The sequence below is a fragment of the Frigoribacterium sp. CFBP 13707 genome, from assembly GCF_014842245.1.
Taxonomy (GTDB): domain Bacteria; phylum Actinomycetota; class Actinomycetes; order Actinomycetales; family Microbacteriaceae; genus Frigoribacterium; species Frigoribacterium endophyticum.
On record NZ_JACYVL010000004.1, the window covers coordinates 239,218 to 250,053 of the forward strand.

A 10,836-nucleotide genomic window follows, 5' to 3' on the forward strand; every position below is an offset into this window, starting at 1 on the left:
AGGACCGCCATGAGCCGACTCGACGTCGCCGACGCGACCTGGACGGGCGTCTCGCCGCGGTACGTCTGGCCCGAGGTGATCGGCTGGCTCGTCACGGGTCTCGTCGTGGCGGCGGCCACCCTGCCGCTGTGGTTCCTCGACTCGCTGTGGTGGCGCCTCCTCACGGCCGGGCTGGTCGTCGTCACCCTCCTCGTCTGCGCGTTCGTGCCGCGGCGCGTGCGGGCCATCGGCTACCAGCTGCGCGACGACGACCTGCTGCTGCGCAAGGGCGTCCTGTTCACCCGCGTCGTCGCCGTGCCCTACGGCCGCATGCAGCTCATCGACATCAACCGCGGGCCGGTCGTGCGCGCCCTCGGGCTCAGCGACCTCAAGTTCGTGACGGCGGCCGCGTCGTCGGCCGTGACCATCCCCGGGGTGCCCGAGGCCGAGGCGGAGGCGCTGCGCGACCGCCTGGTCGAGCTCGCCGAGTCGAGGCGGGCGGGGCTGTGACCGACGTCGGGCCGCCGGCTCCGGGGCCGGCCGATCCCGCCGGCTCCGTCGGCCCGGCCGGTCGCGCTGGCCCCGCCGGCCCGCCGGCCCCCGCCGAGGTCGCGGCCCTCACCGACGGCGAGTGGCACCGGCTGCACCCGGCGACGCCCCTGCTCCGCGGCGGCACCGCGCTGATCGTCGCCCTCGGCATCATCGTCTACAACGCGCGCGACTGGGTCGTGCAGCTCGTCGCCGGCATCGTCAGCGGGCGCCGCGGGGGCGACGACGGCGACCCGTTCGGCTACGTCGTCGACCACGGCCTGCTCGGCTGGGTGCTGCTCGGACTCGTCGTCGTCGTGGCCGTGCTCTCGACCTTCTTCTGGCTGGCCTGGCGGATGAACACGTTCCGCGTCACCGAAGAGACCGTGGAGGTGCGGAGCGGCATCGTCTTCCGCACCGAGCGTCGGGCCCGTCTCGACCGGGTGCAGGGCATCGCCGTGCAGCGGCCCGTCCTCGCGCGGCTGTTCGGCGCCGCCAAGCTCGAGGTCAGCCAGGCGGGCGACGACGCCAACGTCAGCCTCGCGTACCTGCGCTCCGCCTCGGCCGACGACCTCCGACGCGAGATCCTGCGCCGCGCCTCCGGGGCCCAGCGCGCCGAGGGGGTCTCGCTGGCGAAGGGGCCGGCCGGGCGGCCGGGCTTCGTCGGCCTCGTCGAGCAGCGCGCCGCGGAGTTCCTCGCGGACGGCACCGAGGAGGCGCCTCCCGAGTCGGTCGTGCGGGTCGACCTCCGCAGGCTGGTCGGCTCGGTCGTGCTCAGCGGCTACACGCTGTTCATCGTCGCCGCCGCGATCGCCGTCGTCGTCACGGTGCGGCTGACGGGGGAGTGGTTCCTGCTCTTCGCGCTGCTGCCGGCCGTACTCGGCTCAGGCGGCTACTACGTCAACCGGGTGTCGAAGTCGCTGCGGTACAGCATCGCCGGCACCCGTGACGGCATCCGCATCGGCTACGGCCTCTTCTCCACCACGAACGAGACGCTGCCGCCCGGGCGCATCCACTCGGTGCGCGTGAGCCAGCCGCTGCTCTGGCGACCGTTCGGCTGGTGGGAGATCAGCATCAACCGCGCCTCGCGGTCGAGCACGGCGGCGTCGTCGTCGACGGGGCAGCAGGGCGCGAGCGTGCTGCTGCCCGTGGGCGACGAGGGCGACGTGCGCCGGGTGCTCGAGCTCGTGCTGCCCGAGCTCGTCGGGCTCGCGGCGGCGGCGGAGGCCGACGCGGACGGGGCGCCGACGGTGGTCGCCGACGGCCCGCCAGGGCCCGCTGCGGCGGCCTCGCCCCCCGACGACCTGCGCGCCGCGGCCGACGAGCACGCCTCGCACACGCTGCGGCTCGTCGAGGACGGCCTCACGTCGCGCGGCTCCGACGGCGGCTTCACGACGTCGCCGCGTCGGGCCGCGGTGCTGCGCTGGTTCTCGTGGCGGCGCAACGGCTTCCGGGCGGCGCCCGGCGCGCTGCTGCTGCGGAAGGGCGCGATCTGGCGTGAGCTGATCATCGTGCCGCTGCCCCGGGTGCAGAGCGTGAGCCTGCACCAGGGACCGCTGCTGCGGCGGCTCCGCCTCGCCGCCGTGCACCTGCACACGGTCGCCGGGCCGATCACCGCCCAGATCGGCGCCCTCGACGAGGCCGACGCCCTCGCCTTCTTCACCGGAGCCGCCCGCGACGGCGTCGAGGCCGCCCGGGCCGACCGCACCCACCGCTGGCTCGCCGTCGCCTCGGCGGCCGAGCCCCCCGCCTCCCCGGCCCCCGCCGCCGCTCCTGCCACCGCTCCGGCTCCCGCCACCGCTCCTGGCATCGTGCCCGCCGCCTCCCCGGTCCCTGCTGCCGCCCCCGCCGTTCCCGCTCCCGCCGCTCCCGCCCCTCCTGCCCCCGCTCCTGCTCCTGCTCCTGCTCCTGCCCCTGCCCCTGCCCCTGCTCTCAAATTTGAGAGTGATCCGGCCGCGAGCGACCAGGCAGCCGCGGAGAACGGGCTCGCTGCGTCGGATCCCTCTCGGATTCCCCCCGAGGAGTCGCGGGTCGGGTCGCCGACGCCCGTCACGCCCCCGGACGCCCCGCCGGCACCCGCCCCGGCACCGCCACGCGCACCCGCCCCGGCACCGGCACCGGCACCGGCCCCCGCACCAGCCCCGACGCCGACGCCGGCGTCCGCACCCGCACCCGCCTCCGCACCCACCCCCGCCCCCGCCCGCCACCGAGAGGACGACCCCCGATGAGCCCCCAGCAGAGCGGACGCCTCGGCATCGGAGTCGTCGGCGCCGGCCGCGTCGGGCCCGTGCTCGGCGCCGCGCTCGCCGCGGCCGGCCACGCGATCGTCGGCATCTCGGCCGTCTCCGAGCGCAGCCGCGACCGCGCCGAGGCGATCCTGCCCGGTGCTCCGGTGCTGACCGTGCAGCAGATCGTCGAGCGCTCCGAGCTCGTGCTGCTCGCGGTGCCCGACGACCAGCTCGCCGACCTCGTCACGGGCCTGGCCGCGACCGGCGCCTGGCAGGCCGGCCAGCTCGTCGTGCACACGTCGCCCGTGCACGGGCTCGAGGTGCTCCGCCCCGCGCTGCAGGCCGGGGCGATCCCGCTCGCGATCCACCCCGCCCTCACCTTCACCGGCACGACCATCGACCTGGTGCGGCTGCGCGAGGCGTACTGCGCGGTCACCGCGCCGGTGCCGGTGCAGCCGATCGGCCAGGCGCTCGTCGTCGAGATGGGCGCCGAGCCGGTGCTCGTCGCGGAGGCCGACCGGCCGCGCTACGCCGAGGCCGTCGCCACCGCGTCCGAGTTCTCGGCGGCGATCGTCACCCAGTCGGTCGGCATGCTCGCCGAGCTCGGCGTGCCCGACCCCGGTCGCGTGATCGCGCCGCTCGTCCGCTCGGCCATGGACCGCGCCCTCGCCGTCGCCGAGGGGTCGGTGGGCCCCGGTACCATCGACACTGCGCCGTTCGGGCGCCCGTCGGCCGACGACGGGCCGTCACCGCGGCACGGGGCGTGAGGTCCGGGCTCGACCCGCACCGCCCGCACCGCCTCCACCCCTCGTCCCCTGCAGGAGCCCCTCGCACATGACCGACGCCCCCGACACCAGCACCCCCACCGACGAGGCGGCCGCCGAGGCCGAGGCGGCCCGTGAGGCGTCGGAGCAGAAGCAGGTGCGCCTCGAGAAGCGCGCCCGCCTGCTCGAGTCGGGCCGCGAGGCCTACCCCGTGGGCGTGCCGGTGACCGACACGATCGCCGCCGTCCGTGCCCGCCACGCCGACCTCGAGCCCGGCGCCGAGACCGGCGACGTCGTCGGCCTGGCCGGCCGCGTCGTGCACGCGCGCAACACCGGCAAGCTCTGCTTCGCCGCGCTGCAGGCCGGCGACGGCACGCGCATCCAGGCGATGGTCTCGCTCGCGGCCGTCGGCGAGCAGGCGCTCGCCGACTGGAAGGAGCTCGTCGACCTCGGCGACCACGTCTTCGTGAAGGGCGAGGTCATCTCGTCGCGGCGGGGCGAGCTGTCGATCATGGTCGCCGAGTGGAGCATCGCCGCGAAGGCGATCCTGCCGCTGCCGAACCTGCACTCCGAGCTCAGCGAAGAGACGCGCGTGCGCCAGCGCTACCTCGACCTGATCGTGCGCGACCAGGCGCGGGCGACGGTCCGGGCCCGGGCCGCGGCCGTCTCGTCGCTGCGTCGCACCTTCGACTCGTACGAGTACCTCGAGGTCGAGACCCCGATGCTCCAGACGATGCACGGCGGCGCCGCGGCGCGTCCGTTCCAGACGCACAGCAACGCCTTCGACACCGAGCTCTTCCTCCGCATCGCTCCCGAGCTGTTCCTCAAGCGCGCGGTGGTCGGCGGCATCGACCGCGTCTTCGAGATCAACCGCAACTTCCGCAACGAGGGCGCCGACTCCACCCACTCGCCCGAGTTCGCGATGGTCGAGGCCTACCAGGCGTACGGCGACTACGAGCAGATGGCCCGCCTCACGCAGGAGCTCGTGCAGAACGCCGCGCACGCCGTGTCCGGCTCGCACCTCGTCACCCTCGCCGACGGCTCGGAGTACGACCTCGGCGGCGAGTGGGCCCGCGTGCCGATGTACGAGTCGCTCAGCGAGGCCGCCGGCCGCGAGATCACGCCCGAGACGACGGTCGCCGAGCTGCAGGAGCTCGCCGACTCGGTCGAGCTCGTCGTGCCGCACGAGACGCACGGCAAGCTGGTCGAGGAGCTCTGGGAGCACTTCGTCAAGCCGTCGCTCGACCGCCCCACCTTCGTCGTCGACTTCCCGGTCGACACGAGCCCGCTCGTGCGCCAGCACCGGTCGAAGGCCGGCGTGGTCGAGAAGTGGGACCTCTACGTGCGCGGCTTCGAGCTGGCGACGGCGTACTCGGAGCTCGTCGACCCGGTGATCCAGCGCGAGCGCTTCGTCGAGCAGGCCGCGCTGTCGGCCCGCGGCGACGCGGAGGCGATGCGCCTCGACGAGGACTTCCTCCGCGCGCTCGAGCACGGCATGCCGCCGAGCGGCGGCATGGGCATGGGCATCGACCGCCTGCTGATGGCGATCACCGGCCTCGGCATCCGCGAGACGATCCTCTTCCCGCTCGTCAAGTGAGGGAGGCGCGGGTCGGCTCGTGAGGGCCGGCCGCGGTACCCGGTGGACTCCCGGGCACCATCGCATACCCTTGTGGAGTGCCTGAGACTTTCTGGGGAGCTGCGCTCTTCGCCGTGACCCCGACCATCGTCGTCGGGCTGATCTTCTGGTTCGCCGTCCGGTCGCTGCTCCGAGCCGACCGCACCGAGCGGACCGTCTACTCGCAGATCGAGGCGGAGGAGCGCGCCCGCGCCGAGGCCGAGGAGCGCTCCGGCCGCTGAGGCGCCGCTCCGAGCTCTGACGAGGTGACTCGTCCTGGGTCCTCTCCCTCGTGGAGGGGCCCGGACGGGTCACCTCGTTCGTCGTCGTCAGCCCACTACCCCTCCCGCGGCGACCTCGCCCGCGGCGGGCGGCGGCACGCCCGCGACCGCGCTCTCGACCCCCTGCTCACCCGGGTGGTCTCGGGGGGCTGAGGGGCGCCTCCCGCAGGCCTCGGTGTCCCCCTCCCCGGGGGCGGGGTCAGCCGGTCGCCGCGTACCCCGGCGCGTTCGGTGGACAGTCGCGCAGTGTTCGCTTGACACCCCGCGATCCGCGTGTTCATGGGGATGCACGGGGGTCGCACCCAGGAAGCCGTACCCCGTGACACCCCGACCGGGCCTACACCCGCGATGTGCCCCGAGTCAAAGCCGCACCCCGTTCGTCCCCCGAAGCACTCGAAACCCTGTACGTGCCCTCCGAACAACCTTGTGAACTGCCTGAATGACACCAGTGTCATTTCGTGCTGGCACCAGACTCGAAGTACGCCGAAGAGCTTCACGAACTATTCGACACGACACCACGGTCTGAATTCGAGCAGGGAGAGAAACGATGACTACCGTCACCACGCGCAACACCACCACGGACACCACCGACGACACCGAGGTCGAGGTCCTCTCGCAGGTGCGAGGTGCCTCCACCGACCAGGTGGGCGACTACCTCCGCCACATCGGCCGCATGCCCCTCCTCGACGCCGCGGAGGAGACGGAGATCGCCCGCCGCATCGAGGTCGGCCTCTTCGCCGGCGAGAAGCTCAAGGAGCTCCAGGCCGCCGACGCCGTCAAGAAGGTCCGCACGAAGGCGCACGCCGAGACGATGCGCGACCTCCGCTGGCTGCAGCACGACGGCGAGCGTGCGAAGGACCGCATGATCACCGCGAACCTCCGCCTCGTCGTCAGCATCGCCAAGCGCTACACGCAGCGCGGCCTCCCCTTCATGGACGTCATCCAGGAGGGCAACCTCGGCCTGGTGCGCGCGGTCGAGAAGTTCGACTACACGCAGGGCTACAAGTTCTCGACCTACGCCACCTGGTGGATCCGTCAGGCCATCGCCCGCGGCCTCGCCGACAAGGCGCGTGCCATCCGCATCCCCGTGCACACGGTGGAGCGCATCAACCGCATCTCGCGCGCCGAGCGCGACCTGACCGTCGACCTGGGCCGTGCGCCCACCGTCGAGGAGGTCGCCGCCGAGGTCGCGATGGAGGTCGCCGACCTGGTCGAGCTCAAGTCGCGCTCGCACGAGCCCGTGTCGATCCACACCGTCGTCGGCGACGCCGAGGACAGCGAGCTGGGCGACTTCATCGAGGACGAGGAGACGCCGTCGCCGACGGCCGCCACCGAGAACTCGCTGCTGAACCGCGACATGCACGCCCTCGTGGCGACGCTGCCGGAGGACGAGGCCCGCGTGATCCGCATGCGCTTCGGCCTCGACGACGACCAGCCGATGACCCTCGACGAGATCAGCAAGCGCGTGCACAGCTCGCGCCAGGCCGTCTCGCGCGTCGAGAGCCGCGCCCGCCTGCGCATGTTCGCCAAGGCCGTCAGCCAGGACCTGCAGCTCTACCTGCAGTAGTCCGGCGGCAGCGTCCACTGCACCTGCACGACCACGAGAGGGCCGCCTCCCCGCCCCGGGGAGGCGGCCCTCCGTCGTGTGCCGCCCCGCGCCTCCCCGGGGCCTCCGGGGTCAGGTCAGGAGGCGGCGTCGCCCGCCTCGTCCTCGGCCTCGACGCTCGCCACGACCTCCGCCGCCTCGGCCTCGAGCTGCGCCGCGGAGACGAGCCCGCCGCGGCGGTGCGCCGTCCGGGCCTTGAACTTGGCGCGGACGTCGCTCGGCACGAGCTCGAGCAGCTGGTCCTCGCGCAGCGGCAGGTCGAGCAGGCTGAGCTTCAGCCGCCCCTTCGTCGCGTGCCGCCCGGCGTCGAAGCGGATCACCTGCCCGGCCTCGCGCTGCAGCCGCATCGACACGACGCAGCCCTCGCTGACGTCGGCGACCACGCGGCCGTCGACCTCGAGCGCCGCCGAGCGGGTGCCCGCGCCGACCTGGAAGCGCAGGGCCTCGCCCGGCCCGAGCACCACCGAGCGGTCGATGCCCGACATCGGGGCGACCGGGGTGATGAGCGTCGCCGCGACGGCGGGCGACATGACCGGCCCGCCCGCGGCGTAGTTGTAGGCGGTCGAGCCGGCGCTCGTCGCGACGATGATCGCGTCGGCCTTGTAGTGGCCGTAGGGCGTGCCGTCGACGACGAGGTCGGCCGTGACGACGCCCTCGCCCGGGCGGCGCGCGATCGAGACGTCGTTGAACGCGAGGAAGGTGTGCTCGTCGGTCGAGGTCGAGTGCACCACCTCGACGGCGTGGTGCGGCTCGAGCGAGAAGCGCTTCGCGGCGAGGCGCTCGAGCGCGTCGGGCAGGTCGGCGGGCTCGACCTCGACGAGGAAACCCAGGTTGCCGTAGTTCACGCCGAGCACCGGCACGGGGCGGTCGGCCACGAGGCGCATCGCGCCGAGCATCGTGCCGTCGCCGCCGAGGGCGACCACGACGTCGACCCGGTCGCGGAACGACCGCTCGTCGACCAGCTCGACCGCGCCCGCGACCCGGTGCTCGTCGCTCTGCAGCGCGATCAGCAGCACGTCGCCCTTGCCGGGCAGGCCGTCCTGCTTCCAGGCGCAGAGGATCGCGACCGACTCGGCCACGGACTTGGTGGGGTGCGGCACGAGACCGACGGTGAAGGTGCCCATGCAGCGACCGTACCGGCGCCCTCCGACAGGTCGCTGCACCTCCGTCACGCCCCCAGCGAACAGGGGCTGCGAACCCCAGGGCCCGTGGTTACTCTCGACAACAGACACCGGTGCTGCCCCCAGTTGGCACCGACTGCATGAGCGGTGGCGCCACTCCCACCCCGCCACCGAGGGAGCAAGAGAAGATGTTCGAGAGATTCACCGACCGTGCCCGTCGCGTCGTCGTCCTCGCCCAGGAAGAGGCGAAGATGCTCAACCACAACTACATCGGTACCGAGCACATCCTGCTCGGGCTCATCCACGAGGGCGAGGGCGTCGCCGCCAAGGCCCTCGAGTCGCTGGGCATCTCGCTCGACGCCGTGCGCGAGCAGGTCCAGGACATCATCGGCCAGGGCCAGCAGCAGCCCACCGGTCACATCCCCTTCACGCCGCGCGCGAAGAAGGTCCTGGAGCTCAGCCTCCGCGAGGCCCTCCAGCTCGGCCACAACTACATCGGCACCGAGCACATCCTGCTCGGCCTGATCCGCGAGGGCGAGGGCGTCGCCGCCCAGGTCCTCGTGAAGCTCGGCGCCGACCTCAACCGGGTCCGCCAGCAGGTCATCCAGCTCCTGTCCGGCTACCAGGGCAAGGAGGCGGTGGCCGTGGGAGGCGAGCAGCAGCAGGGCACGCAGGGCGGCAGCCAGGTCCTCGACCAGTTCGGCCGCAACCTGACCCAGGCCGCGCGCGACAACAAGCTCGACCCGGTCATCGGTCGCGAGAAGGAGATGGAGCGGGTCATGCAGATCCTCTCCCGCCGCTCGAAGAACAACCCCGTGCTGATCGGCGAGCCCGGCGTCGGCAAGACCGCCGTCGTCGAGGGCCTCGCGCAGGCCATCGTCAAGGGCGAGGTGCCCGAGACCCTGAAGGACAAGCAGCTCTACTCGCTCGACCTCGGCTCGCTCATCGCCGGCAGCCGCTACCGCGGTGACTTCGAGGAGCGCCTGAAGAAGGTCACGAAGGAGATCCGCACGCGCGGCGACATCATCGTCTTCATCGACGAGATCCACACCCTCGTGGGTGCGGGCGCCGCCGAGGGCGCGATCGACGCCGCGTCGATCCTCAAGCCGCTGCTGGCCCGCGGCGAGCTGCAGACCATCGGCGCCACGACGCTCGACGAGTACCGCAAGCACTTCGAGAAGGACGCCGCCCTCGAGCGCCGCTTCCAGTCGGTGCAGGTCAACGAGCCGTCGCTGCCCCACACGATCAACATCCTCAAGGGCCTCCGCGACAAGTACGAGGCCTTCCACAAGGTGTCCATCACCGACGGCGCGATCGTCTCGGCGGCGAACCTCGCCGACCGCTACGTGAGCGACCGCTTCCTGCCCGACAAGGCCATCGACCTGATCGACGAGGCCGGAGCCCGCCTGCGCCTCTCGATCCTGTCGGCCCCGCCGGAGCTGCGCGAGTTCGACGACCGCATCGCCGGTGTGCGCGCCCAGAAGGAAGCCGCCATCGAGGACCAAGACTTCGAGAAGGCCGCGTCGCTCCGCGACGAGGAGAAGAAGCTGCTCGGTGAGCGCCTCCGCCTCGAGAAGCAGTGGCGCTCAGGCGAGGCCGGAGCCGGCGGCACCGTCGACGAGGGCATCATCGCCGAGGTGCTGGCCCAGGCGACGGGCATCCCGGTCTTCAAGCTCACCGAGGAGGAGACCTCGCGTCTCGTCTTCATGGAGCAGGCGCTGCACCAGCGCGTCATCGGTCAGGAGGAGGCCATCGCGGCGCTCTCCAAGACCATCCGCCGCACGCGTGCCGGCCTGAAGGACCCGAACCGCCCCTCCGGCTCGTTCATCTTCGCGGGGCCCACGGGCGTCGGCAAGACCGAGCTGGCCAAGGCGCTCGCCGAGTTCCTCTTCGACGACGAGGGCGCGCTGATCAGCCTCGACATGTCGGAGTTCGGCGAGAAGCACACCGTCTCGCGCCTCTTCGGTGCCCCTCCCGGGTTCGTCGGCTTCGAGGAGGGCGGCCAGCTCACCGAGAAGGTGCGTCGCAAGCCGTTCTCCGTGGTGCTGTTCGACGAGATCGAGAAGGCCCACCCCGACATCTTCAACAGCCTGCTGCAGGTGCTCGAGGAGGGTCGTCTGACCGACGGCCAGGGTCGTGTCGTCGACTTCAAGAACACGGTCATCATCATGACGACCAACCTCGGCTCGAAGGGCATCGCCGGCGGCCCCGTCGGCTTCCAGATCGAGGGCGACACCGCGACCGGCTACGACCGCATGCGCGCCAAGGTCAACGAGGAGCTCAAGAAGCACTTCAAGCCCGAGTTCCTCAACCGGGTAGACGACACCATCGTCTTCCCGCAGTTGTCGGGCCCCGAGCTGCTCCAGATCGTCGACCTGTTCGTCAAGCGCCTCAGCGAGCGTCTGCTCGACCGCGACATGACGGCCATGCTGACGGTGCCCGCCAAGGAGCGCCTCATCCAGGTCGGCTTCGACCCGGCCCTGGGTGCTCGCCCGCTGCGTCGTGCCATCCAGCACGAGGTGGAGGACCGCCTCTCCGAGCGCATCCTCACGGGCGACCTGACGGCCGGCGACCACGTCGTGGTCGACTACGTCGACGGCGAGTTCGTCTTCACCACGACCCGCCAGCAGGGCCGCGACGAGGTGCTCGTGCTCGAGAAGAGCGACGACTAGGCAGTACCCCGTGCGGGTCTCACCCGCAGTGACGCCCGAGGG

Annotated in this window: 8 protein-coding genes; 7 read left to right on the plus strand and 1 reads right to left on the minus strand. The window is 72.5% G+C overall.

Annotated features, from left to right (window positions below):
* Nucleotides 1-9 precede the first annotated feature (9 nt).
* The 6 genes from IFT45_RS10595 (at nucleotide 10) to IFT45_RS10620 (ending at nucleotide 6,962) form a co-directional block, all read left to right on the plus strand.
* Nucleotides 10-489, plus strand: a complete 480-nt coding sequence (locus tag IFT45_RS10595) for a PH domain-containing protein (RefSeq protein ID WP_192046418.1) — start codon at nucleotides 10-12, stop codon at nucleotides 487-489.
* Complete coding sequence (locus IFT45_RS10600; protein WP_371810965.1) at nucleotides 486-2,735, plus strand: PH domain-containing protein; 2,250 nt, start codon at nucleotides 486-488, stop codon at nucleotides 2,733-2,735. The genes IFT45_RS10595 and IFT45_RS10600 overlap by 4 nt, the downstream gene beginning before the upstream one ends.
* The gene (locus IFT45_RS10605; RefSeq protein ID WP_056057925.1) at nucleotides 2,732-3,502 is read left to right on the plus strand and encodes a Rossmann-like and DUF2520 domain-containing protein; all 771 of its coding nucleotides are present in this window, start codon (nucleotides 2,732-2,734) and stop codon (nucleotides 3,500-3,502) included. Before IFT45_RS10600 ends, IFT45_RS10605 begins: the two co-directional genes overlap by 4 nt.
* A 67-nt stretch (nucleotides 3,503-3,569) precedes the next feature.
* A complete protein-coding gene (gene lysS / locus IFT45_RS10610; RefSeq protein WP_192128057.1) occupies nucleotides 3,570-5,096 on the plus strand; it encodes a lysine--tRNA ligase in 1,527 nt (508 codons plus the stop codon).
* A 77-nt stretch (nucleotides 5,097-5,173) separates the two neighbouring features.
* Nucleotides 5,174-5,356 (plus strand): hypothetical protein, encoded by a 183-nt coding sequence (locus tag IFT45_RS10615; RefSeq protein ID WP_056057920.1) that lies wholly within the window; start codon nucleotides 5,174-5,176, stop codon nucleotides 5,354-5,356.
* 586 nt (nucleotides 5,357-5,942) lie between these two features.
* Nucleotides 5,943-6,962: a sigma-70 family RNA polymerase sigma factor gene (locus IFT45_RS10620; RefSeq protein ID WP_056057917.1), complete on the plus strand. Its 1,020-nt coding sequence runs from the start codon at nucleotides 5,943-5,945 to the stop codon at nucleotides 6,960-6,962.
* Between the two features lie 116 nt (nucleotides 6,963-7,078).
* Here the strand turns inward: IFT45_RS10620 and IFT45_RS10625 are convergent, their stop codons facing one another.
* Complete coding sequence (locus tag IFT45_RS10625; protein ID WP_192046414.1) at nucleotides 7,079-8,125, minus strand: NAD(+)/NADH kinase; 1,047 nt, start codon at nucleotides 8,123-8,125, stop codon at nucleotides 7,079-7,081.
* 185 nt (nucleotides 8,126-8,310) lie between these two features.
* Between IFT45_RS10625 and IFT45_RS10630 the strand changes: the two genes are divergently transcribed.
* Nucleotides 8,311-10,794: an ATP-dependent Clp protease ATP-binding subunit gene (locus tag IFT45_RS10630; RefSeq protein ID WP_056057913.1), complete on the plus strand. Its 2,484-nt coding sequence runs from the start codon at nucleotides 8,311-8,313 to the stop codon at nucleotides 10,792-10,794.
* Nucleotides 10,795-10,836 lie beyond the last annotated feature (42 nt).

Bases quoted from the DNA above. Each gene is read 5' to 3' on its own strand.
- IFT45_RS10595 (WP_192046418.1), top strand. From the start codon at position 10: ATGAGCCGACTCGACGTCGCCGACGCGACCTGGACGGGCGTCTCGCCG.
- IFT45_RS10605 (WP_056057925.1), top strand. From the start codon at position 2,732: ATGAGCCCCCAGCAGAGCGGACGCCTCGGCATCGGAGTCGTCGGCGCC.
- lysS (WP_192128057.1), top strand. From the start codon at position 3,570: ATGACCGACGCCCCCGACACCAGCACCCCCACCGACGAGGCGGCCGCC.
- IFT45_RS10620 (WP_056057917.1), top strand. From the start codon at position 5,943: ATGACTACCGTCACCACGCGCAACACCACCACGGACACCACCGACGAC.
- IFT45_RS10625 (WP_192046414.1), bottom strand. From the start codon at position 8,125: ATGGGCACCTTCACCGTCGGTCTCGTGCCGCACCCCACCAAGTCCGTG.
- IFT45_RS10630 (WP_056057913.1), top strand. From the start codon at position 8,311: ATGTTCGAGAGATTCACCGACCGTGCCCGTCGCGTCGTCGTCCTCGCC.